At 50.0% G+C, this 25341-nt stretch carries 20 protein-coding genes and 1 riboswitch; of the genes, 16 read left to right on the top strand and 4 right to left on the bottom strand.

Annotated features, from left to right (window positions below; translation table 11 throughout):
- Positions 1–40: 40 nt before the first annotated feature.
- A riboswitch (cyclic di-GMP riboswitch) is annotated at positions 41–121 on the top strand.
- Between the two features lie 13 nt (positions 122–134).
- The 5 genes from A3842_RS31525 to A3842_RS14145 all read left to right on the top strand — a co-directional run bounded on the left by A3842_RS31525 (position 135) and on the right by A3842_RS14145 (position 9139).
- Entirely contained in the window at positions 135–2507 is a 2373-nt protein-coding gene (locus A3842_RS31525) for a glycosyl hydrolase (RefSeq protein WP_256701696.1), read from the top strand.
- 198 nt (positions 2508–2705) lie between these two features.
- The gene (locus tag A3842_RS14160; protein WP_074101824.1) at positions 2706–4235 is read left to right on the top strand and encodes a glycosyl hydrolase; all 1530 of its coding nucleotides are present in this window, start codon (positions 2706–2708) and stop codon (positions 4233–4235) included.
- Between the two features lie 65 nt (positions 4236–4300).
- Complete coding sequence (locus A3842_RS14155) at positions 4301–6985, top strand: discoidin domain-containing protein (RefSeq protein WP_371915999.1); 2685 nt, start codon at positions 4301–4303, stop codon at positions 6983–6985.
- 123 nt (positions 6986–7108) lie between these two features.
- Entirely contained in the window at positions 7109–8584 is a 1476-nt protein-coding gene (locus tag A3842_RS14150; protein ID WP_074101823.1) for a potassium/proton antiporter, read from the top strand.
- Between the two features lie 99 nt (positions 8585–8683).
- Positions 8684–9139 carry a Dps family protein gene (locus tag A3842_RS14145; RefSeq protein WP_074083076.1) on the top strand — a complete coding sequence of 152 codons (456 nt, stop codon included), beginning with the start codon at positions 8684–8686 and terminating at the stop codon, positions 9137–9139.
- 127 nt (positions 9140–9266) lie between these two features.
- Here A3842_RS14145 and A3842_RS14140 read toward each other — a convergent pair whose 3' ends face one another.
- Together A3842_RS14140 and A3842_RS14135 are read right to left on the bottom strand one after the other, a co-directional pair.
- Complete coding sequence (locus A3842_RS14140; protein WP_074083078.1) at positions 9267–9971, bottom strand: AIM24 family protein; 705 nt, start codon at positions 9969–9971, stop codon at positions 9267–9269.
- A gap of 24 nt (positions 9972–9995) precedes the next feature.
- Positions 9996–10484, bottom strand: a complete 489-nt coding sequence (locus A3842_RS14135; RefSeq protein WP_074101822.1) for a hypothetical protein — start codon at positions 10482–10484, stop codon at positions 9996–9998.
- 282 nt (positions 10485–10766) lie between these two features.
- On the opposite strand from A3842_RS14135, the gene A3842_RS14130 reads away from it, so the two are divergent.
- From A3842_RS14130 to modB, 10 genes are all read left to right on the top strand, one after another.
- The gene (locus A3842_RS14130) at positions 10767–11459 is read left to right on the top strand and encodes a M50 family metallopeptidase (RefSeq protein ID WP_074083082.1); all 693 of its coding nucleotides are present in this window, start codon (positions 10767–10769) and stop codon (positions 11457–11459) included.
- Positions 11460–11640: 181 nt separating this feature from the next.
- On the top strand, positions 11641–12324 hold the full coding sequence (locus A3842_RS14125) for a hypothetical protein (protein WP_074101821.1): 684 nt from the start codon (positions 11641–11643) through the stop codon (positions 12322–12324).
- Between the two features lie 231 nt (positions 12325–12555).
- A complete protein-coding gene (locus tag A3842_RS14120) occupies positions 12556–13521 on the top strand; it encodes a helix-turn-helix transcriptional regulator (RefSeq protein WP_074101820.1) in 966 nt (321 codons plus the stop codon).
- 251 nt (positions 13522–13772) lie between these two features.
- The gene (locus A3842_RS14115) at positions 13773–14762 is read left to right on the top strand and encodes an ABC transporter ATP-binding protein (protein WP_074101819.1); all 990 of its coding nucleotides are present in this window, start codon (positions 13773–13775) and stop codon (positions 14760–14762) included.
- Positions 14759–15745, top strand: coding sequence for an ABC transporter ATP-binding protein (locus A3842_RS14110; protein WP_074101818.1), 987 nt, complete (start codon positions 14759–14761; stop codon positions 15743–15745). The genes A3842_RS14115 and A3842_RS14110 overlap by 4 nt, the downstream gene beginning before the upstream one ends.
- Before the next feature lie 124 nt (positions 15746–15869).
- Complete coding sequence (locus tag A3842_RS14105; protein WP_256701695.1) at positions 15870–17537, top strand: ABC transporter substrate-binding protein; 1668 nt, start codon at positions 15870–15872, stop codon at positions 17535–17537.
- An 80-nt stretch (positions 17538–17617) separates the two neighbouring features.
- Positions 17618–18622 (top strand): ABC transporter permease, encoded by a 1005-nt coding sequence (locus tag A3842_RS14100; protein ID WP_074101816.1) that lies wholly within the window; start codon positions 17618–17620, stop codon positions 18620–18622.
- Between the two features lie 11 nt (positions 18623–18633).
- Positions 18634–19530: an ABC transporter permease gene (locus A3842_RS14095; RefSeq protein WP_074101815.1), complete on the top strand. Its 897-nt coding sequence runs from the start codon at positions 18634–18636 to the stop codon at positions 19528–19530.
- 205 nt (positions 19531–19735) lie between these two features.
- Positions 19736–20515, top strand: a complete 780-nt coding sequence (modA, locus tag A3842_RS14090; RefSeq protein ID WP_083609585.1) for a molybdate ABC transporter substrate-binding protein — start codon at positions 19736–19738, stop codon at positions 20513–20515.
- A 53-nt stretch (positions 20516–20568) separates the two neighbouring features.
- A complete protein-coding gene (modB, locus tag A3842_RS14085; protein WP_074083091.1) occupies positions 20569–21231 on the top strand; it encodes a molybdate ABC transporter permease subunit in 663 nt (220 codons plus the stop codon).
- Positions 21232–21626: 395 nt separating this feature from the next.
- Here modB and A3842_RS14080 read toward each other — a convergent pair whose 3' ends face one another.
- A complete protein-coding gene (locus A3842_RS14080; RefSeq protein ID WP_074101813.1) occupies positions 21627–22622 on the bottom strand; it encodes a helix-turn-helix transcriptional regulator in 996 nt (331 codons plus the stop codon).
- A 123-nt stretch (positions 22623–22745) separates the two neighbouring features.
- Positions 22746–23534 (bottom strand): polysaccharide deacetylase family protein, encoded by a 789-nt coding sequence (locus A3842_RS14075; RefSeq protein WP_244169850.1) that lies wholly within the window; start codon positions 23532–23534, stop codon positions 22746–22748.
- Positions 23535–23709: 175 nt separating this feature from the next.
- Between A3842_RS14075 and A3842_RS14070 the strand changes: the two genes are divergently transcribed.
- Positions 23710–25119, top strand: a complete 1410-nt coding sequence (locus A3842_RS14070) for a deoxyguanosinetriphosphate triphosphohydrolase family protein (RefSeq protein WP_074083093.1) — start codon at positions 23710–23712, stop codon at positions 25117–25119.
- Positions 25120–25341 lie beyond the last annotated feature (222 nt).

The following is a 25341-nucleotide window of genomic DNA, read 5'->3' as shown; positions in this document are numbered from 1 at the left end:
ATAGAGACGATACTTACGGTAAGAGGGATAAATCCTTCCAAAACGAAAAAGGCAAACCTAATCGAAAGATAGGGACGCAAAGCTATAGGGCCTTCGAAAGAGTGGCAGCCTAGCTACCGAAAGGAAGATGAATTTTGACAACTTACCGTAAGTCGCGTCTGCTGTGCACCATTGTAACTATTGCCCTGTTGTTGACCGTTGTACCACTGGGTTTGGGGGCTGCGCCTTCCACCGTAGCTGCTTCGAGTTCTTCAGCACCGGTTAATCCGGATGCTTCAGCTGAAGCTGTCAAGCTGCTTGACAATCTGTACTCCATTTCCGGAAAAGGCATTATCACAGGCCAGCATGACTACCTGGAGAGCCCGGATGAGTTCAGCAACAAACTGAAGGGAACCAGCGGACAATTCGCTGCCCTCCATGGCTTCGAGCTTGGTGTGATCAGCGGCCAGTCGGAAAGTACTGCAGCAACTCAGCGCAAAAATGTAGTGAACAGTGCGATCAACTGGTATAAAAATGGCGGCATTGTCGCTATGACCTTCCATGAGCAACTGCCAGGGACTTCTTATCTGTGGTCCAATGTGCAGAAGACACTCAGCCAAGAGGACTTCAATAAGTATGTAACACCTGGAACAGCCCAATACAACAGCCTCATCGCCGATCTGGACAAAGTGGCGGTTTCACTCAAAAGCTTGCGGGACGCGGGCGTTCCTGTACTTTGGAGACCTTACCATGAAATGAACGGCAACTGGTTCTGGTGGGGGAAGAAGAACAATTTTGCAGAACTTTGGAATATTATGTATGACCGCTTTGTGGGCGTTCATCAATTAAACAACCTGCTGTGGGTATGGAATCCGAATGCTCCCAACGCCTGGTCTGATCCATATGAACTGACCTATCCGGGAGCGGATAAGGTAGACATCCTTGCAGCAGATATATATAACAATGATTATATGAACAAGTATTATGACGACCTTTTGAGTCTCGCCAACGGCAAACCCATTGCTATCGGTGAAAATGGTGAGATGCCAAGTACAGCCAAGCTCCAGCTTTCCCAGAGAAAATGGGTATACATGATGAACTGGGGAAAAATGCTCTATGAGAATAACAGTACAGATACCATCAAAAATTTCATGAGTGACAGCTATACAGTATCGCTTAATGAATATAAAGCGGAGGTAGTGCAGACACCTGCTCCGACTGCCACACCAACGGCAACGCCAACTGCCACACCGACTGCAACGCCGACTGCCACAGCAACGCCAACGCCAACTGCTACGCCAGTACCTTTACCCACAGCAACGGTAAAGCCAATAACCACTCCGGCGTCCGGTGATAATGTACAAACGCCTGTTGTGAATGGCCTTCACGGAGAGTATTACAATAACATGACGCTTTCAGGCACACCTGCAAAGGTACGTGACGACGCGCTGCTTAATTTCAACTGGCGTCAAGGCTCACCGGACAGCTCCATAAAGGTAGATGGGGTCTCGGCCCGCTGGACAGGGAAAATCAAGCCTTTATACAGCGAGACCTACCAGATTATCACTACTTCTGACGATGGTATCCGTGTCTGGATTAACGGCACAGCCGTAATCGACAGCTGGACCAAGCAGAGCGGAACTGAACGTATCGGAAGTATCGCTATGACGGCTGGACAGCTCTATGATATCAGAGTGGAATATTATGAGAATGCAGGCGATGCCAACATCCGTCTGATGTGGCAAAGCGCAAGCCAGGTCAAAGCGACCGTCCCAACAAGTGCATTGTTTGTAAATACGTCAGCAGCCAGCGTTAGCAAAACATCGTTGGCGCTTGTAGAAGCACCAACGCCGGTGCCAACACCGACACCAACGCCAGTGTCAACACCGACACCAACGCCAGTGCCAACACCGACACCGACACCAACGCCAGTGCCGACACCGACACCAACGCCGGTGCCAACACCGACACCAACGTCGGTGTCAACACCGACACCAACGCCGGTGCCAACACCGGCACCAACGCCGGTGCCAACACCAGCACCAACGCCAACACCGATACCAACGCCGGCTCTAACAGCGGCGGCTCCTGCTGCAAACGGACTGCAGGCGGAATATTTTAATAACATGCAGTTGACCGGTGCTCCGGCAGTTGTACGCACCGATGCTTTGCTGGATTTCAACTGGCGGCTGGGTACACCGGATGCTGCGATTGGCATTGATTTCTTTTCCGTAAGATGGAGTGGCAAGATCAAACCGCTGTATAGCGAAACCTATCAGATTTATACAACATCAGATGATGGTGTCCGCGTTTGGATCAATAACACTCTTGTCATTGACAGCTGGATGAAGCAGAGCGGGACCGAACGCACAGGAAGCATAAGCCTGCAAGCCGGGCAACTATATGATATCAAAGTGGAGTATTATGAGAACCAAGGGGATGCAAGAGCGCGGCTGATGTGGGAAAGTCCAAGTCAAGTCAAAGGGACGGTCCCTGCCAGCGCACTGTTCCTTCCTTCCGCTTCCTAAAGTACTGCTGAATTCATCACCGAACGCCGATACTGGTTAAGACGTTACAATTCTAAAATCCTAAAAGTCCGATGGCCCTGCTAAACAGCAGGGCTACTAAGCTATTAGTCTGTATGGCCTCAGGTTGGTGTAACCCTTGGAGGGAAGACCATCCATAAGCGTCAATACAGCACTTTAGGCTGGAGAGAGGAGATTACATTGAACACTTACCGTAAGTACCGGCTTTTTATTACGATTATACCTATTATTTTCATCCTTTCCCTGCTGCCATGGAGTGAGGTGCGTAGTCTTGCCGTTGAAAGAAGTATAGACATTCCTGCGGAGGCGAAGGCGGAGGCAGTTCCACCAGTGAATCCTGCGGCTTCGAAGGAAGCTGCCAGCCTGCTCAATTATCTGGTTAACCTGGGGGGGAAAGGCATGATTTCCGGGCAGCATGATTATCTGGAGAGCCCGGATGAATACAACAACAAGCTGAAGAATGCAACGGGGGATTATGCCGTCTTGCATGGGTATGAGCTTGGAGCGATCAACAACCAGTCCGAGAGGACTATTGCCCGTCAGCGGCAGGGTGTTGTGGATAGCGCTATCGAATGGTATGAAGATGGCGGCATTGTGGCAATGACGTTCCATCAGAATCTACCCGGCACAACTCCTGAATGGGCGAACGTCCACACGAGTCTTAGCCAGGAGGCGTTCGATGCCTACGTAACTCCGGGCACCCCTCAATACAAAAGCCTCCTTGCTTCCCTTGATGAGATTGCCGTTTATCTGGGGGAATTGCGGGATGCAGGGGTTCCTGTCCTGTGGCGTCCATATCACGAGATGAACGGGAACTGGTTCTGGTGGGGGCAAAAGGATAACTTTTCCAAGCTCTGGGACATCACTTACGACCGTTTGGTCAACAAGCATAAACTAAATAATCTATTGTGGGTGTGGAATCCGAATGCACCGAATGAGTGGGCAGATCCTTATAGTGCCTACTACCCGGGGGCGGATAAGGTGGATATATTGGCAGCAGATATCTACAATAATGATTACAAGCAGTCCTACTATTCAGATTTGCTCAATCTGGCTGATGGCAAGCCTATTGGCATAGGAGAGAGTGGAGAGCTTCCAGACCCTGTCACATTGTCTCAAACCCAGCGTAAATGGGTATATACGATGACATGGGGGAAAATGCTGACTGAAAAAAACGACCTCCAGAAAATCCGAAGCTTTATGACGGATAAGTACACGGTTTCGAGAAAGGAATACATTGAATCCCTAAGCGCCACACCGAACACTCCGGTGCCCGTTATTGCCAAAAAGGGCTTAACAGGAGAATATTTCAACAATGCCGAACTCTCAGGGACGCCTGCACTGATCCGTAATGACAAGAAGATTGATTTTAACTGGCATGGAAACGGTCCGGCTGCGGGCCTTAATAAGGACACATTCTCCGTTCGCTGGACGGGTAAAATTAAGGCAGGCTATAGTGAGATGTATACCTTCACTGCTTCCTCGGATGATGGCATACGTGTATGGATCGGCGGCCAGCTAATCATCGACAGCTGGAAGAAGCAAAGTGGTGTCAGCCGCGAAGGAAGCATGCAGCTAAGCGCAGGAGTCTCTTATGACATTAAGGTCGAGTATTACGAGAACCGCGGAGATGCAAGCATCCGTTTGATGTGGGAAAGTCCGAGCCAGAAGAGTGCGGTCATTTCCCCAAGCGCCCTTTCCTTTCCTTGATGAACGAAGCAGACCAGCCTTTACAGAGTTGAACACGCACCCCGGAAGAAAGCGAGGACAAGGGAATGAGAACTAGGACTAAGAAAAAAACATACAAGCCTCTTCACATACTGCTGAAATTCGTAGCACTGACCGTCTTGTTTCTGTTGTCCGTCTCTGTCTTCGGAGATGAAGGAACGAATAGGGGCAAGGTGGAAGTAGATATGAACAAGCTATCCTCAGCGGGTGATGTGGGACCGGAGCTGCCAGAGGGCACAGTGCTCTGGCAGCTGGGACAGCATGATGGATCTGCTGGAGAATTTGCCGAGACTGGCACCGCGAATGTGGAGGAAACGGTTAATGCCGCTTCTTCCGCTCAAAAAGCCTCTGTACTCCAGAAGATCCCTTCTGGACTCAGGGGGGATACCAATCCCGAACTGCGGATTTCGTACAAGCTGGATAAGATCCCGGTGAACGGGGTCTTATTTCGCGTAAGCATCCTGGATGCATACAAATCCGTTCCGCAGATGAGTGTGTTCTCCAACCGCCAGCTCTCGGGGATCATTCAGATCGCCGGTGTTTCCGGAACGGACAGCAAATATACCTTCCAAAAAACATATGAGCTGTATATTCCGAAGGAGCAGCTGGTTACCGGTACCAATGAGCTGAAGCTGCAGGTAGCGCGCGGAATTTATTCCTCTGACATGGAGGATAAATACAACTGGTGGACCTGGGACAACCTCAGCCTGGAGTCCCTGAAGTCTCCGATCAAGGAGCCGATTCATGGCAGCTACACCCTGACCGGCACTATGGTCAACAATAAGCAGTTTTATTTTGACGAAGGTGCGGTTACGCATCTGCCTTATATTATGAAGTGGCTCGGAGTAGCTTATAGCGGGAATATTATGCGCACCAGCTGTGCCAGCGATGTGGGGCGTTCCTGTTCCAATATGGGGGATTATTACAAGGTCCTCAAAGATTACAATATGCAGGCTGTAGCTTTGTACCTGTATACCGGAGATATCAAGCTTAAGGAAGATGGCTCGTTGCCGGATGATGCGGAGAAGAAGCTAACCGATTATTTCGAACAGTACAGCCCGTACTTCCAGTATTATGAGGTGGATAATGAGCCGGGGCTGTTCAACCGTTCCAAGGCGGTGAACCTGGCTATTGCCGAATGGCTGAACAAAAAAGGCAAGACCATCGCCCCTCATCTGAAGACCGTAGCTCCAGGCTGGGCCTATTGGCCGAATTACAGTAAGGATTCCTGCGGCAATCAGAAGGGCACGGCACGCCAGTGCGGCGATCCGGACGGCTGGGAACGTGATCCGGAGCAGCGGGAGGAGCTGGAGAAAGTCACCGATCTGACGAATGGACATTCCTACGGGGAGTCCTATATTTTCAGCAACGGAGGCAGTTTTACCGAGAATCTCAAAACCTTTGGCGGAGCTGCGGACGGACTTCGCAAAAAAATGCTGACGACGGAGTTCGGAACCTCCGACTCTCATGTGGATGCTTACCAATACGGGGCCTCTGAGCGCACGGCGGCGGTGTTTGACCGGATTATGCGCGCTCATATCGGTTATGTGGATATGTTTGTGCAGCATGCCGCTTTTTTCAAGAATTTTAGTTTGTTCAAATACGGCTTTAATCTGGAAGAGCATGATCCGGCAAAAACGGAAATCTATTATACCAAGAAGGGTGAGGATTCCCGGGTCAGTATCATGAGACGGCTGGATCTGGCCTATGCAACACACGGTGCTCCGCTCAGCTATAACATCACCAATAAGAATGCGTTAGCTGACAAATTGGTCTATGTCCGTGCGGTAGATACCTCTACACTTGAGCCTTTAGCGGGTAGCGGGGCCACCTCAAACAAGGTACTGGTGAACTTTGTGAACTTCGAAGAAGCCCCGCAAACCGTTACGGTGAAGGTGACGATGCCTAAGAAAACCGTGTATGAGGGCGAACGCTTTGGTAATGGCGATACGTATGAAGAAGCCCGAAGCTACGTTTCGGATAAAAAGGCTACACCTGTTCTTGAATTTACAGAAACGCTCGCACCAGGAGAGGCAGTACAGTATATACTGGAGCCCTCATCCGAGGTAGCGGACGTTGCGCCTCAAGGCTTAAACGCGGCAGCCGTCAAAGGGCTGGCTGTTAAGCTGAGCTGGCTGGAGGCCCCTGGAGCAAGTTATGAAGTGCTCCGGGCCGAGGGCTCAAGCAGTGATATGAAAGTGATTGCAAGTGGTATAACCGATACCGGGTATACAGATAGCAATCTGAATGAAGGCACGCTATATACTTACGCGGTAAGAGTGGCGGGCTCAGGAGTAATGTCGGAAAAAACTCAGATTACCGCGACTGGATTGGTTCCTTTGGACCGTTCGGATTGGAAGGTGTCATCCAATGTGAATACGGAAGCCTCTAATCCGGCGAATGCCATTGACGGAGACAGGCGGACTCGCTGGGATACCGGCAAACACCAGGCATCGGGAGAATATTTTCAGATTGATCTTGGCCAAGTACATTCAGTGGAAGCTGTTGATTTGGACTATACCTTATCTTCGTATGATTATCCCCGGGGCTATGAGCTATATATTTCGGATGATGCTAAGAACTGGAACATGATCGTTTCGGGTAAAGGAAAACTGGAGATGACCAAAATTGTGTTTGCCCCGGTCAAAACCAGATATATCCGGATATTGCAGACCGGATCTGGCGGGAATTACTGGTCGATCCAAGAAATGCAGGTATACTCAAGAGAATAGCATCTGGATAACCTCCGTGGATTCACAGAGCCACTGGGGTTTTTTACTGCGAATTGGGAAAGCTGAATACAGCATTGGTTACTTTGGAGGCCCACTGCTTACCAGAAAGGCGGTACCATAGACATGACTCACCTTGCGGACGATATTATTTTAGTGCTGGCTGCGCTGATGCTGGTGGGTGTGCTCTCCACCAAATTCTCCACACGTTTTGGCATGCCGGCGCTGGTGCTGTTCATCGCTGCGGGAATGGTGCTCAGCCGCTTTGTTTTTTTTAACAATGCCTCATTGACACAAGTAGCCGGTATTTTTGCGTTGATCGTTATTTTGTTTGAGGGCGGTATGCAGACCAGCATGAAGGACATCCGGCCTATCATCGCCCCAGCGCTATCATTGGCTACGGTAGGAGTGCTCCTGACGACAGCGATTGTGGGAATATTCGCAAGACTTGTACTGGATGTGCCATGGGCTGAAAGCCTGCTGTTCGGAGCAATCGTGGGCTCCACCGATGCGGCAGCCGTGTTCTCCGTGCTCGGCGGCAAAAATATTGATAAGCGCCTGACTTCTACACTGGAGGCAGAATCAGGAAGTAACGATCCGATGGCTGTTTTTTTGACGGTATCGTTAATTGAATGGATTCAGCATCCCAATACAGCCGTTTGGAGCCTCATGCTGTCCTTTATCTGGGAAATGGGGATAGGCCTGTTCATGGGGATTGCTGTCGGGAAGCTTGCCGTCTATTTGATAAACCGGATTAATCTGGATTCCACCGGGCTGTATCCGGTAATGGCAATAGGATTTGCTGTATTGACCTATGGCCTTGCAGTGACGGTGCACAGCAGCGGCCTTCTGGCGGTATACATCATGGGTCTGACTCTGGGTAACTCCGAGCTGATGTATCACCGTACCATCATGAATTTTAATCACGGCTTTGCATGGATGATGCAAATCGCGATGTTCACACTGCTGGGCCTGCTTGTATTTCCTGATGAGCTGACGGAGATTGCCTGGCAGGGCCTGCTGTTGTCAGTTATTCTCATGCTGGTCGCAAGACCGGTTGGGGTATTCCTAAGCCTGCTGTTTTCCAGGTTCTCGCTCCGGGAGAAAACGCTGATCTCCTGGGCTGGACTTCGCGGGGCGGTACCGATTGTATTGGCGACCTATCCACTGCTGGCGGGGCTTCCCCAAGGGCAATTATTTTTCAATGTAGTATTCTTTGTGGTATTGACCTCGGCAGTCATTCAAGGAACGACCATTTCCCCGTTGGCCTCCAGACTGAAGCTGGTTGGCAAAGACGATGCCCAGCCTTCGCTAATGGAGCTGGTGGCACTCGGCAAGACGGATTCCGAATTCAATCATATTGCCATCGACAAGCATATGCCCATAGCCGGTATGCAGATCGCACAGATGGGGCTGCCCGATGATATTCTCTTTACTGCCATCATCCGCAATAAAAGTATCGTGACCCCGCACGGGAGTACTGTTATTGAGCCTGGTGATACAGTCTATGTGCTCAGCCCCAAATCCAAGCGAGACGAGATGAGATCCATCTTCCGGAGCGGCAAAGGTAAGGCGGCGGAATCCAATATTCCTATGGTTTAAAAACAGATTGCAAAAGAATGAGAAATGTGTTAAATTGTATATAGATTTAGAACGAGTCTAAATACAAATAATATATATAGGTCACATGAGGGTAGTGGAATGAGTACACAAATTAAAAGCCAGACTGAACTGCACGCTGCCTTGAACCGCCAAACCGCAAATTGGACACTGCTTGGAGTCAAGCTGCATCACTATCACTGGTATGTGAGCGGATCGCAATTCTTCACGCTACATGCCAAATTTGAAGAGCTGTATACCGAAGCAGCTACATATGTGGATGATCTGGCAGAACGCCTGCTTGCTATTGGTGGACAACCGGCCTCGACCATGGCACAATATTTAGCCCTGTCTGAGCTTAAGGAAGCCGTTGGCGGTGAAACAGCCAAGGAAATGGTCGCTCAGCTGGTTAAGGACTTTGCTGTTGTGGCTGAAGAGCTGAAGAGCACGATTTCAGCTGCAGAAGAACTGAGCGATCAGCCTACTGCCGACCTGCTGACTGGAATCAGAAGCAGTGTCGAGAAATCCTCCTGGATGCTGAACGCTTTTATGGGATAATACAGAAGCTGAGGAAGTGAAGAGAGCTTCCCGATCGCTTGAGCATAATAGCAATATATACAAAGAGCGCCGCGCGATGTGAATTCGCGGGCGCTCTTTTGCGGGTGTAGAGGCAATCTCATCTGGGCTACTTAATGAAGACTCCGCCGAAAGGAATGGCTTCACGCAGAAACCGCTTGATAATGCCGTCTTCATTATTGTCACGCTCGAAGCGGCGGCTTTGGCGTCCAGCCTGAAACATCACCGGCCCGTGACCGGTCATTTTCCAGTGGTAGCTCATATGCTGGCTGGCTAAGTGATTGCCGTAGACTGTCAGTTCAAGCTTGGCATTTTCGGGATAAGCGATGATACTGCCGGCATCAATATATATTGGATCGAAGGGATGCAGCTCGGCTTCACATACCGTTCCTTCGGTCAGAATACCGATGCTCCCCGGTCCGGAGAACTTGACCTTGATAATGTCGCGTGTCACAAACATGTTCTTCATGCTTAGCACTCTTGTCTGCATGGTGATTCCTTTGCTGTAGAAGAACAAATGCCTGAAATCATAGAGCAAATCGCTTTTCCCGTCCAGATGGAAGGTCTTGACGCGGTAGCCGGGAGGTAAAGCGGCTACAAAGCGGCAGGGGCCGGTCATATCCGAACGGATCAGTTTGCGTTTGCGGTACATTCCCTTGACATCCATCAGCCGGTCCGCACGGCCTGAAGAAGGGCCTTGATATGCGATAATTTGCTGCGGATGCAGCACATGGATCTCCTCGTTCGCTTCTACAGTGAAGGCCACGGCTTGTCCGCTGCCGCTGTCACCTTCATCCTGGATATCAATGTTCATCCTTTACACTCCCTCATGTACTCATTAACCCAGGCGGTCACTTTTTCTGGACCGGTGGCGCATGCCCAGCCGCAGCAGCCGGATCATCAGGAAGTAACCGAGTACAAGTGCAATTCCGGTATAAATAGTATTTTTGATCCGGTTATAGTACTTTTCCCTGGCCGTACGATCATCTTTCAGTTCATTGACCACTTGGCTAAGCTTGCGGTTCTGTTCCTGCAGAGCGGCGTTCTGGGCTTGATAGTCTGCCATCTGCTGCAGGGTCTGGCCCAGTTGGTCTTTAGTCTGCCCAAGCTCGTCCTTCGTCTGCTGAAGCTCCTCCGCCGTTTGCTGATAACTCTCCTGCAGCTTGTTAACCTCACCGGGAAGCTCCGAGAAACTCTGCAATCCATTGTATATATCATTGATATAATTAGCTTTTGCCGCAGGAGCGGGAAAGATGACTGACAATCCCAGGAGCAGCAGTGCTGAAGACAACAATTTGGCATAAGTGCGTTTTACCTTTTGCTTCATTATAAATCACCACCTGTATTAGGCTAGCCTTCCTTCTTTATTTTAGCATAGCAGGACAACATTCGCGCGGCATATGGTGCCGAAGATGGGCCGGATTTGGCGGTTTAAGGGGTTATTTCTCCTGAATGACAACCACCTATCAGTAATACCGCATAAGCCTCCTGATGGTTTCTATTTCATGGTTGAAAAGGTACAGCTGTAAGTGGGCAGCAAAGGCGTATCTGATGTCTACCGTTTCCGCTTAAATTAACGTATACTTTGTACGGAAAGGGGCTGCATGCTATGAATAAATGGCTCAAAACCCTGCTGTTTCTTGCAGGTTCTGCACTTCTAACCCGGTGGATACCGTTCTCCTCGCTGTTTCGTAATCTGGATACCCTGTTCCATGAATTTGGCCATGCGCTGGTGACACTGTTGCTCTCGGGCAGAGTGCTGCGGATTGAACTGTACGCGGATCACAGCGGAGTTACCTATTCGGCAATAGAAGCGGGTGGCAAAGCGATTCTGGTATCACTTGCGGGTTATCTGTTGGCGTCTGTATTCTCGCTCCTGCTATTCTATTTATATACTAGAGGGCGCTATCCATGGGGGCTGATCATGGCCTCCGGCGTGGCCCTGATCATGCTTGTCCTGTATGTGCGGGGCGGCTTTGGAATGCTGTGGCTAAGCGGATTCATCCTGTTAAATCTCATGATGCTGTTGGTCTGGCCAAAGGCCGGCAAATATTATTATTTATTTCTGGCTTTTCTAACCCTGGAGGAATCCGTCACGGGTACACTGTTTCTGGTCTCAGCTGCGGCAATTACACCAGACCGTGCGGGCGATGCGACCAATCTGGCAAGACTTACACCTCTGCCTGCCTTTGTCTGGGCACTCCTGTTCTTTGTATTCTCGCTGCTGTGTGCAAAATGGGCACTCGGGTTCTTTTTCGAGGGGGAACGGAGCAGACGCTACTCGGACAAACTACTAAAATAATGGCAATCTTCCGCCATCTTTAGACAAAAGAATGAGCTTTCGCAAAGAGGCACTCTACTTTACAGGGGAGTGGCTCTTTTTTTGTCGATATTATAGGACCGAACATATATTCCATGACAAGGAGTTGTCCGCCAATATTGGTACATTAATAGAAGACCCAAAAAAAGAAAGAGGTGGAAATATGCAAGCAAGTATTCAACCCATATTTACATGGAGCCAGGAACGGATTTTTGCCGGCGGAACCCAAAATGTCATTCTGCTCATAGAGTGGAAGGGGATTTCGGGGAAGGAAGAATCCCGTAGGCAGAGCCGGAAGGTGGTAGCCCGTGAGATTGAACTTAGGATCTGGCTGGAGGCGCATGTGACCTTCACTGAATGTCATGGCTGCACCGCAGAAGCCGGAGAAGGACGTTCTATACTGCTAAGGCTTGGAAAAATACAATCCAAGGCACGTAAATTTATCGCATTGGAATTCTCAATGGCAGCTAAACCGGCGGGAATTCATGAAGCTCTCTGGCTGCAGTGGCAATACAAGCAGCCTCCGGTAGAACGGATCCGCGAGCTGCCACTGAAAAAACTCAGCTTGGAGTATTCGCATCATACGGATGTGTTGTCAGAAAAATGCTGCTTCCATGTAGAGAAGCATTTGGAGCTGCTGAAGACAAAAAAACTGCTGGAAGAAGCGGTGTTGCATCGGACAAAAAGCTCTGTGCAGACGGACTTCGAGCATCTCCGGAGGCAAGCGGATGACCTGCTGCTCCTGGCGGCCAGATCAGGAGATATGCAGCTTGTGAAGGAAGCGGAAACCGTGTATAAACAGCTTGACGCAGAGGTTAATGTATGGAGTAAGACCGCAACAAGATAGAGAGCTCTCCGGCATATAAGCAATCCTGCCAATACATACATAAGATCAATCCATCATAGAAGTTTGCTTGGATTTGTTGACTGCTAATATGATTTTTATATGTGGTAATATAGTAAAATAGTTCTATTATATTTATTAATTTCGGTTATAAGATCATTGGTTATAGATACATATAACTAATTTACTTAAAATAATGGGTCTATTTTACCATGAACTCAAGGGGAACTGAAAATGACAGACCGATTGATCCGGCTAATGCGCATCATTACGCTAGTACAAGCCAAACCTGGAATTTTGGCCCGTGAACTGGCGGAACGCTGCGGTAACAGCGAGAGAACGATATACAGGGATATGGACGCGCTGAGTGCCATGCACATCCCTATAACCCATTTGGGACATGGGAAAGGATATGCTTTTATAGGTAATTTTGCTTTATATCCTCTGGATTGGTCGGAAGAAGAATCGGCCGCTTTTTCACAACTGCGAGGCATTTTGGATGATATCAAACCCATGCTGCCTCCCAGCTTTGAGAGCGCCTACGAGAAAGTAATGGCCGCAGCCTATAAGCAGAAGGCGGAAAGGGAAGAAACCATGGAAACTGCCAAGAAAGAAGCAGGACAGCTCTGGATGGAAAGAAGCGGATACCAGGATGAGCCGCCCCCCTTTTTGACTGAAATATTGGCCGCCATTATGAAGCAAAGCAGTATTCTAGCCGACTATAGTTACAATTCCTATGAAGAAAGAGGCATCCGAATTGACCCATACTGCCTTGTTCCCTTGGAGAATCGTTATCATTTAATCGGTTTTTGTCATCGATTCGGGATTATCCGGACGTTTCATCTGGGTGGGTTCTCTAATGTAAAGCCGACGAATCACTGGTTTTCCAAAGAGCAATTTGATCTGCAGGCTTTTATGGAGGAGAAATGGTCTCTGGACCAGGACAGTCTGCAGGTAGAGTTCAAGATCAGGTTTTCGGAACGGATGATGGACCGGATCAAAAATGAGGATATGTTCGTGAGGCCGAGCAAGGTTGACCGTCAGAGCAGGTCTGTGCATTTTAAAGTGGCGGTGGAACAGGACATTGGTTTTGTCCGCTGGATCTTAAAATTTGAAGAAGAGGCGGAGATTGTAGAGCCTCTCTATTATCGGGAATTGCTGAGAAATCAATTGGAAAAATGGCTATCACTATATAAATAGCGATATATTTATTTAATAGGAATTAATTTACTATACTATAACATTTGATGTTAGTTTTATGCATAAGTTTCTCTTGTCTACAGTAGAATTCTATAGTAATGTTATACATTAAATAACAACAATGGTTTTTTAATCCCAAATTCATTCCGCTATGTGTTAGATATGGGTTAATGTTTCTATCTTTTGTGAGGTGAGTCACTTTCCTTTCATTTGACCTTTGTTCAATTTTTAAGTGGAAGAGAGGTATCGTCTTGATCCAGCCTATTTTGAAAATTGAGGATCTTCATACGCATTTTTTTACCGACCGGGGCGAAGTGCCGGCTGTGGACGGGGTTGATCTGTATATTAATCCGGGTGAGGTTCTGGGTGTGGTAGGAGAATCGGGTTGCGGTAAAAGTGTTACTTCGCTGTCCATTCTGAAGCTCGTTCCGAATCCGCCGGGTAAAATAGTGAGCGGACATATTTGGCTAAAGGGCCGGGATATCGTGCCGCTGAAGGAAAAAGAACTGCGGAAAATCCGCGGTGACACCGTATCCATGATTTTTCAGGAACCCATGACTTCCCTTAATCCTTTGTTTACTGTCGGCCAGCAAATCATAGAAACCGTCCGGCTGCACCGGGGGCTGGCCAAGAAGGATGCCCGTGCACATGCGGTGGATATGCTTCGCAAGGTAGGCATTCCACGGCCGGAGGCCATTATTGATGAGTATCCGCATCAATTGTCAGGAGGGATGCGGCAGAGGGTGATGATTGCGATGTCGATCTCCTGCAGTCCCGAACTGCTCATTGCCGATGAGCCAACAACGGCACTCGATGTGACGATACAGGCACAGATTCTGGACCTGATCCGCAAGCTCAACGAGGAGCAGGGAACGGCGGTTATGCTAATCACTCATGATCTTGGCGTGGTTGCGGAAATGTGCCACAGGGTTGCCGTAATGTATGCCGGCAAGGTGGTGGAGGAAGGCAGCGTGCGGGATATTTTTAAGAATCCTCTGCACCCTTATACTCGAGGGCTTATTGAGTCGGTTCCAAGAATGGGTGAAACCAGAGAGCGGTTGTACTCCATTCCCGGGAATGTCCCTATCCTGAGCAAGGAGATGCAGGGATGCCGGTTCGCGCCCCGCTGCCCGAATGGGATGGAGATCTGCAGTCAATCGCTTCCACAGCTCAAACTGCAGGATGAGAACCACAGCTGCAGATGCTGGCTGCATGATAATCAACGGGAGGATGCGGTATGAGTGAGAGCCTGCTGGAGGTCAAGAACCTCAAAAAGTATTATCCAATCAACAAAGGCTTCTTCAATAAGACTGAGGTGTATGTGAAGGCTGTAGATGATATTTCCTTCGCTGTCAAACCAGGGGAGACCTTTGGCCTTGTCGGGGAAAGCGGCTGCGGCAAATCAACAACCGGACGTTCATTGCTTCGTCTGATTGAGCCCACGGCGGGAGAAATCTGGTTTGAAGGCCAGGATATTACGAAGCTGTCTATGGAAGAGATGCGGAAGCGCCGGAGGGAAATGCAGATTGTTTTCCAGGACCCGTTCTCTTCACTAGACCCGCGTAATACCGTGCAGCGCATCCTCGAGGAACCGATGATTGTGCATGGCGTAGGCAATGCGAAGGAACGGCGGGCTTCAGTGGAGCGGCTGGCAGATGTTGTCGGTCTGGCCAAGGCTCACCTTCAGCGGTATCCGCATCAGTTCTCCGGCGGCCAGCGCCAGCGGATCGGGATTGCCAGAGCGCTTGCACTGCAGCCGAAGCTGATTATTGCTGATGAGCCCGTATCTGCCCTGGATGTGTCTATCCAGTCCCAGGTCATTAATCTAATGCAGGATTTGCAGAAGGAATTCGGACTAACCTATATATTTATAGCCCATGACCTCAGTGTGGTGAAGCATATTTGCGATCGTGTCGCCGTAATGTACCTGGGACGGATTGTGGAAATCACCGACAAGAATAAGCTATATGACCAGCCGGAGCATCCTTATACTCAGGCGCTGCTGTCTGCAGTGCCTGAACCTGATCCGGATATCCGTAAGGAACGGATTATTCTGCAGGGGGAAGTGCCTAGCCCGGCAAATGCGCCGGTAGGCTGTGCTTTTAATACCCGTTGCCCGCGGGTGATGGATATTTGCCGTAACGTAAGGCCCCCGCTGCTGGAGACGGGGGCCGGGCACTTGACCGCATGTCATTTGTATACCTCAGGGGCAAGGCTCATTTAGCCTAGAGTGTACAGCAGGAAGACTATTCCTTAATCAATCATTAGCCCTGGTTTATGGCTGCACTTTGACGCAGCTCCATATAAACGTTTTAACACTTTAAATGGAAGAAGGGAGCTTTTTAGAGATGAAGAAATGGAGTAGTCTTGCACTGGCAGTAACGCTGGGGACGGTTTTGACATTAAGCGGCTGCGGAGGTAACAACAACAATTCTGCAGCAGAAGCAACTGCCGGCTCGAATGCGGCGGCGACCACCGCACCGGAGAACTCTCCTGAATCGGCAGCAACGCAGGATACATTGATTGTGGGACGCGGCGGTGACTCTGCCTCGCTGGACCCGGCTATTGTGACCGACGGCGAATCTCTGAAGATTGCCCATCAGGTATTCGACTCTCTATTGGAGTATAAACCGGGAACTTCTGAAGTGCAGCCTTCGCTTGCTGACAGCTGGGAGGTTTCTGCAGACGGTCTGACTTACACTTTCAAGCTGCATCCGGGTGTGAAGTTCCACGACGGAACGGATTTTGACGCAGAGGCGGTAGTGTTCAATTTCACCCGCTGGAGCGATCCGGCAAGTGAATTCAAATTCGAAGGCGATTCTTTTGATTATTATGATTCCATGTTCGGTCCTGAAGGCAGCCGCGTGATCAAGGGAGTTAAGGCTGTGGATGCGACGACTGTACAATTTACACTGAACCAGCCACAAGCGCCATTCCTGCAAAACATTGCGATGACTTCCTTCGGGATTGCCAGCCCTACAGCTATTAAAGAGAAGAAAGAAAACTTCAAAAATGAGCCTGTAGGCACCGGGCCTTTTGTCTTCACTGAATGGAAGCACAATGATTTCATCACGCTGGACAAGAATCCCAACTACTGGAAAGAAGGACTTCCTAAGCTGAACAAAGTCATCGTTCGTTCTATTCCGGACAATTCGGCACGCTTCAATGCCTTGCAAAACGGCGAGATTGACCTGATGGAGGATTTGAGTCCGGATGATCTGTCTACGCTTGAAGGCAATACTGAACTGCAGAAGATTCAGCGTCCGCCGTTCAATGTCGCATACCTCGGCTTCAACTTCAAGAAGAAACCTTTTGATAATGTAAAAGTGAGACAAGCGCTGAACTATGCTGTAAATAAACAGGCAATTATCGATGCCTTCTTCTCAGGCCAGGCTACTGTCGCAGTGAACCCTATGCCTCCATCACTGTGGGGCTACAATGATGCTGTGAAGGATTATGAATATGATCTGGATAAAGCCAAGGCGCTCCTGGCTGAAGCCGGATACCCTAATGGTCTGCCGGATACTGTAACGCTGTATGCAATGCCTGTATCTCGTCCTTACATGCCTGACGGCAAAAAGGTTGCAGAAGCCATTCAAGCGGATTGGGAAAAAATCGGCGTCAAAACCGTTATTGAATCCCCGGAATGGGCGACTTATCTTGATGATACCAAAGCCGGAGAAAAAGATGATATCTACATGCTCGGCTGGACAGGCGATAACGGGGACCCGGATAATTTCCTGTACACACTCCTTGACAAGGATGCGATTCCAGGCAACAACCGCACCTTCTATGTAAATGAAAAACTGCATACCCTCCTGATCAATGCCCAGAAAGAAACGGATCAGACCAAACGTTCCGATCTGTATAAGCAAGCTCAGGAAATCATCAAAGCGGATGCGCCTTGGATTCCACTGGTGCACACCACACCACTGCTGGCTGCCAAGGCCAATCTGAAAGGTTATGTTCCAGGTCCGACAGGTACGGAATATTACAGCGAAATATATTTCGAATAGTATGCTCCATAAGTATTTCCTTGCCGCCGCTGCCTGCGGCGGCAAGTTATGCTTAAGGAACTCTGGAAGGTGAGCCGAATTTGAACTCCTACCTATTAAAACGCATTATGGTTCTAATCCCTGTGTTGATCGGGATGACAATTATCGTTTTTTCCATTATTCATGCAATACCGGGTGATCCGGCAGAAACTATCCTTGGTCAAAAGGCTACGGAACAGTCGAAGCAGGCGCTTCGGGAGCAGCTCGGTCTGGATAAACCATGGCTGCAGCAGTACTTCAACTATATGGGTGATTTGCTGCAAGGTGATCTGGGAACCTCCATACGGACCAAGACACCGATTGCCAAAGAAATTATGCCTTATCTCGCGGCTACACTGGAGCTTACGGCTGCCAGTATGCTGTTCGCTACAATTGTAGGTGTTAATGCGGGGATTCTGAGCGCTTGGCGGCAAAATTCATGGTTTGACTATACCGCAATGGTTATTGCACTCATTGGCGTATCCATGCCGATCTTCTGGCTTGGGCTGATGGAGCAACTGTTATTCGCGCTGAAGCTGCATTGGCTTCCCTCCATAGGGAGGATGGACCAGCGCAATCCGGTGGACAGCATCACCAATCTCTACGTAATTGATACCATCATTGCTGGACAGTGGGGACAGCTGTGGACGGTTATCAAGCACTTAATCCTGCCAAGCATCGCGCTGGGCACGATCCCGATGGCAATTATCGCCCGGATGACCCGTTCCAGCATGCTGGAGGTTATGAGTTCAGACTACATTCGTACGGCAAAAGCCAAAGGCATGTCGCAATTCCTGGTCGTGTATAAGCATGCGCTCAAGAATGCACTGATACCTGTGCTGACGGTAATAGGTTTGCAGACCGGCGCTCTTCTCGGCGGCGCGGTGCTGACGGAGACAATCTTTGCTTGGCCGGGCGTGGGGAGATATATATTCGAGGCGATCAGTTCCCGTGACTATCCGGTGATTCAGACGGGGATCCTGATCATTGCCTTTATTTTTGTTTTGATCAATCTGCTTGTGGATCTGCTCTACGCTGCTATCGATCCGCGCATCAATTACAAGTGAGGGATGAACCTATGGGACAGGCATCAATTCATGCAACGCCTCCGGCTGCTGTACCTGGCGACAAGGTATCCGGACCTTGGCGTGATGCGTGGAACGCTTTCCGCAAGAACAAGACAGCTATGCTCGGGTTAGGCATTATCGTGTTTTTTGTGCTGATTGCATTGTTGGCACCACTCATCGCGCCGTATGGCTTCAAAGATCAGGAGCTGGTTAACCGGCTAAAAGCACCGTCTGGTGACCATTGGTTCGGCACGGACGATCTGGGGAGAGATATGTTCACCCGCATTATTTATGGGGCGCGTATCTCGCTGTGGGTTGGTTTCTTCTCAGTCATCGGATCTATTATTGCGGGGACCTTTCTGGGCGTGCTGGCCGGCTTCTACGGGAAATGGATGGATATGCTGATCTCGCGTCTGTTCGATATCCTGCTTGCCTTTCCGAGTATTCTGCTCGCTATTGCTATTGTGGCTATTCTTGGACCTTCCTTGCAGAACGCGCTGTACGCTATCGCAATCGTAAATATCCCTTCCTACGGCCGGCTTGTGCGGGCTAAGGTTCTCTCGCTGAAGTCGGAAGAGTACATTACAGCGGCAAGAGCGATCGGGATGACCAACACCCGTATTCTGCTTACCCACATCCTCCCTAACAGTCTGACGCCAATTATTGTGCAGGGTACACTCGGCATCGCTACTGCAATCATCGAAGCGGCCGCCCTTGGCTTCCTTGGCCTTGGCGCCCAGCCGCCAGATCCTGAATGGGGTAAAATGCTCTCTGACTCGCGTCAATTCATCCAGAAGGCTCCCTGGACGGTGGTGTTTCCTGGTCTGTCCATCATGCTGACTGTGCTGGGCTTCAATCTCATGGGGGATGGCCTGCGGGATGTGCTTGACCCACGGATGAAGAATTAGTGAATTGGTGCTCTTCCGTGTGGTCCTTTAGGCGTTCGTTACGCCTAAAGGTCTTTTTTTGTGTTAGTTAAGAAACGCCAATTCCAAACAGCCTAACTACACATATCTAAATATATACAAACATAATCAAACGTATAGATAAACCAAAAAGGATATGCTAAAATAGCATCTAAATATACAAGATACATACATGGGAGGAATGGAAATGTTCAAGAAACTTGGAGTAGTTGTAATGGCTGTGCTGCTGGCAGTGGCTTTGTCGGCGGTACCTGAGAAGCAGGTTGAGGCGGCGAAAAAAACTGAAATTATTATCTCTGCCGCAGCGAGCCTGCAGGACAGTCTCGACAAGATCGCTGTACTCTATGAGAAACAGCATCCTGATATTGATCTTGTGTTCAACTACGGTGCTTCCGGTACGCTGCAGAAACAGATAGAGCAAGGCGCTCCGGCCGATCTGTTCTTCTCAGCAGGGGATAAGCAGATGAAAGCTCTCGTCGATGGCGGACTGGTTTCTGATAATACGGAGCTTTTGAAGAATCAACTGGTGCTGGTTGTGCCTTCCGATTCCAAGGCTTCCATTTCAACGATTACTCAACTTACGGATAAAAGCTTCAAAAAAGTGGCTGTAGGACAACCTGAATCGGTTCCGGCGGGACAATATGCGCAGCAGTCATTGACAGCCAAGAACGTATGGGATACGCTGCAAAGCAAGCTGGTATTTGCCAAGGACGTGCGCCAGGTGCTCTCTTATGTGGAAACGGGAAATGCTGATGCCGGATTTGTCTACAAGACGGATGCTCTTACTTCGAACAAAGTGAAGATCGCTCTTACCGTAGGCGCCCATGTGCACAAGGCGATTAATTATCCGGTAGGCCTTGTGAAGGAATCGAAGCATCAGGCGGAGGCCAAAGCCTTTTACAGCTATGTTCAGACCAAGTCGGCAAACGATGTCTTCACCAGCTACGGGTTTAAGCTTGCTAATTAACCTAAGGGAATCTAAAGTTTAACTTATTTAACATATACACGGGGTGAAGAGCGATGGAGATCAATTGGACTGATTTTTTCGCCCCGGTCTGGCTTTCGATTAAGATCTCAGTCATAACCAGTATCATTGTGTTCCTGCTGGCGACACTGGCAGCCAAGATGATGGCGGGACGGAGGTTTCCTGGCTACAGTCTGCTTGAAACGGTGCTGCTGCTTCCGCTGGTGCTGCCGCCAACCGTGGTCGGGTTCGTATTGCTGGTGATTTTGGGCCGGAGGAGCTGGATCGGGAAGCTGTACGAGCAGTTTACGGAGCACACGATTCTATTCACTTGGGGCGCGGCGGTTATTGCTGCGGTTGTCGTTGCTTTTCCCCTCGTATACCGTACAGTGAAGGCGGGCTTTGAAGGGGTGGAAAAGGATCTGGAGGACGCTGCACGTGCGCAGGGAGCCAGCGAGCTTCAGGTGCTTACATATGTGACGCTTCCGCTCGCCGGCCGCTCGTTGGCAGCCGGATATGTACTAGGGTTTGCCCGCGGGCTTGGTGAGTTCGGAGCGACCATTATGGTGGCTGGCAATATTCCCGGCCGGACGCAGACGGTGCCTACTGCCATTTACGTAGCTGTCGATGGCGGGAATATGACGCTGGCCTGGATGTGGGTATGCTCGATTATTGTCATTTCCGCGCTCATGCTGATGTTCGTTAACCGCCGTTCCTGACAGAGTGAAGGTAGTATGGGTTATCCATGATAGCATACAGAGCAGATCTTTGGGCAGAGCAGTGCCTACAGACCTGCTTTTTGCTGTGTTATTGTTGATAAGCAGCTCATCGAAGGATACCGGGCGGACAGGCGGGAAATGCTCGGACCTTTAGTGGAAAGATACAAGGATGACTTGTACCAGTTCTGCCGCCACCATACCCTGTAACTGTATGATCTGACCATAAGCTGTTCAAAGAGCTGGAGACGAATAAGGAGGGGGAGGAAGAGCTGCAGATACAACAAACCGGCACCTACAAGCTGGAGATCGTAGGAACCGGAACGAAAGGGAGCTATAAGTTCAGCTACAAAAAGGAAAATAAGGATTCTGAGTAAGCTGGCGGCGATAGAAGTGTATCAAGTTTCGTAAATAACGTTGCCGGTCTCGCTAAGGTCATAGCCATGAATGGAGCTGAGCTCGTTCTTAAAGGCGGTTGAACGTAAAATATCAATAACGGTTCCGATCAGTGCCTCGTGCTCCGGTGTCTTGAGTATCACCAGATCGTACCGCTCCTGGATGAGCGGGATGAAATCAACACCGTCAATAATCTTGGCGGCTTTTTCTGTGCCGATGCCCACATCAGCTTCTCCCCTGGCGACTCTGCCGGCAATAGCGAAATGGCTGTTCTCCTCGTTGCCATACCCGCTGATGCTGGAGGAAGAGATGCCATGGAGGCGGAGCTGCTCGTCCAGCAGAACCCGTGCTCCTGCACCGCGTTCCCGGTTGATCAGCTTAATTCCGCCCTGCTGCAGATCGGACCAGTTATGGATGCCTTTCGGATTGCCCTTTTGCACATAGAAGCCTGCACTCCGGGACAGCATATGCACTACGATATAAGAAAAGCCGACCAGCAGTCTGCGGATATAGGGCAGATTGTACTCCCCTGTATCTCCGTCCAGCAAATGGGTGCTGACAATGTCGGATTCCCCGTGGTACATCGCAATCAGGCTGTCCAGACTCCCGGCATACGACCGCAGAGGACGGGCAGAAGACTCGCTGCGTTCCAGATGAGTTGCCAAGATGTCCAGTGACATATCCTGCCCGGTAATCACCACATTCACGCCGGCGGCTTTGCCGGAGTGTCCCTGCGTCTGGTTAAACTGCAGCGGCAGGACGGGCTTAGGCATGGACACCGGCGCTTCGGCCAGCCCTGGGGCTGTCGTCAGACTTCCGGAAGTACCACTGCGCGAGTTCTGTTTGTATGCCTCCAGGTCGGAAAGATCCACACGCATCTGCTTGCCGACCCGGTAGGAGGGCAACTCCCCTTTTTTGATCAGATCATAGACCTTGAGTTTGGATATCTTCAACAACCGGGCGATCTCCTCGGTTGTGTAGGATGTATTTTCGGACATGGATAAAGCCTCCTAAGGATGAACTGCGGCAGTTCTCTGAATACAGCTATAATAGCTCAAGACTACCTTATTTTAAGTTCCTGTGCAATTCATTCACACGGGAGGCTGGAGACTTAGAGGAGGCTAAAATGCCAGATGTCTGCGTTGCTTGACCTGCTGGAAATCGGACAGTCCGATCATATCGGAAACGGTGACAAAGCGGAAGCCTTGCTTCTGCAGCTCGGGCAGAATAATTTTCAGTGCCTCCAGGGTTTGCGATTGTCCATGAACATGGTCATGCAGCAGCACGATGTCGCCACTGTGCGCATTGCGGATCACGCGGCTGGCGATGCTGTACACACCCGGGCGTTTCCAGTCACGTGTATCCTGATGCCAAGACCAGAGCACCGGCGTAAGGCCCATGCTGTTGGAGACATCGACCAGGGTCTCGTCGTACATGCCGCCAGGCGGCCTGAACAGGCTGCTGTGCCTGCCGGCTACCTTCACAATCTCCTTCTCGGTCAACGCAAGCTCCTCTTGAATCTGCTGCCCGGAGACCGGCTTTTTGAAATAGATATGGTTATAGGTGTGGTTGGCCAATTCATGTCCGTCTGTGATCACCCTTCGGGCGACATCGGGGTAGGCTGCGATTCGTTTGCCGATAGCGAAGAAGGTGCATTTGGCGTTGTACTGACGAAGCACCGCCAGAATCTGATCAGTCTCGGAGGGATCGGGACCATCGTCGAAGGTCAGGGCGATTACTTTTTGGCTGGTGTGCACTTCCCAGATCATGTCGCCTCTCTGCTCGTAATAGTCACGGTTTTTGACAATGGGCTTGCCTTGTGCAGGGTTTGTCATGCCAGAGACTAGTATTATTGCTGCAAGTGCAGCGGCAGTGGTTCTCCAGACGGATTTCATTGGCTTCAGGTCCATTCCACTCTGTATCCGGTACAGGTTATTTGCATTGCTGTTCTAGGATGCGCCAGGACGGATATGAAATATTCATACCTGTCCGAGTCCCCCGATTATTTCTATTTAGGAGTGAAAGTTCCGGGTAAAATGACTATAATGAAATACTAAATACAGAACATGGATGGGGGCAGCGGATATGACACTAATTGAAAAGAGAGAGCACCGGCAATATCCGGAGATTACCCGCCTGGAAACCTCTAGAGCCGCATATGAACGTGATTATTCACGTCTGATTCATTCGCCGACCTTCCGCCGGCTGCAAGGCAAGTCACAGGTATTCGGTGCAGGCACGGGAGACTATTACCGGACGCGTTTGACCCATTCGCTGGAGGTGGCGCAGATTGCGCGTGAGGCGGCCAAAAGCCTGCTGCGCTCCTACCCGGAGGTGGAGACCGGACAAGCAGAGAATCCCGGGCTGGTCATCGATCCGGAAGTGGTGGAATGTGCAGCGATCGCCCATGACTTCGGTCACCCGCCGTTCGGCCACAAGGGAGAAGAGGTGCTCGACAGCATACTGGAGCAGCTTGTGGCGAAGAAGACAGCGGAGGCGGTTCGCAAATCCGGCGCAGGTCCGGTGCAGCAGCAGACGATCCGTGAGAACATGAGACGGCAATATGAGCATTTTGAAGGCAATGCCCATAATTTCCGGCTGATTATGTTCCTGGAGAAACGCGAAAATATCGACGGGCTGAACCTCTCGGATGCGGTGCTGCTGGGGATCAATAAATACCCTTTTCCCGGTACGGTCTTGAAGAAGGGCATGTATCTGCACGAATGGAATTATATCTCGGACATCCGCAGCCAGTGGGGAGTTCCGGAAGGAAAGAAGACGCTCGAAGCCCAACTGATGGACCTTTGTGATGACATCGCGTATTCTGCGCATGATCTGGAGGATGGCATTAAAGCCGGTAAAATTGAGGTGCATGAGCACTTCATGCATGATGCGTATATCCAGAAGCTGATCGTAGAGAAAATCACCACTTTAGAGGATGCCTTCTGGATGGGGTGGAAGGATGCCGACATACACATCAAGGTTGAAGAGGTACTGAGCTCGTTCCTGCGGGTATGGATGGAGAAGATGCCTACCTGTGAGAATGATTATTCCCGTACCCGGCGCGAGGTCAAGGCTTATTGGGTTAGCACCTTTGTAGCCAGCCTTGGTGTCATTGAGGACGGGGACTGGAAGAAGGTTACCTTCATTAAAGATGGTCAAGAGGATGAGGACATGCTGCGGACCGTCAGTGTGCTGAAAAGCTTTGCCTGGGTCACGATGATTCGTGATCTGCGTGTGCAGCGGCTGCAAAAACGCAGCGAGTGGATTCTGCGGCGCTTATGGGAGGCATTCCTGGACCCGGAAGCCTCACGGGCGATTATTCCCAGCGATTGGCTGCAGCGTTTTGAGAAGGATCAGCGTCAGGCTAAGCCCATCTGGACCTGGGAGCATATGGTGATCGATTATATCGCCGGAATGACGGATGCTTTTGCCGAGAAAATATACAATGAGCTGTACGGATTAAAAGTCGGATCGATATATGATCTGGACTAGAATGAAGCTGATCGACGGAAGCTGCTGAAGCTGCTGATCATGAGAGTGAACCTTCCTAAATAAAGTGAGCCGTTCCTGTAAGGGGCGGCTTTTTTCTGGTCTCTTATTTTCTTTTCTGGTCTTTGCTTTAGAATTCTGGTGTTGCCTTGCTCTATTTTGTTATTATATTGTTATTATTTTTGGTTGAGGTGGTTCAGTTGAGCGCCTCCGTTTGTAAAAAGG

The organism is Paenibacillus sp. P3E, from assembly GCF_001909045.1.
Lineage (GTDB): Bacteria > Bacillota > Bacilli > Paenibacillales > Paenibacillaceae > Paenibacillus_AQ > Paenibacillus_AQ helianthi.
This window is presented reverse-complemented; position numbering and strand designations above follow the sequence as displayed.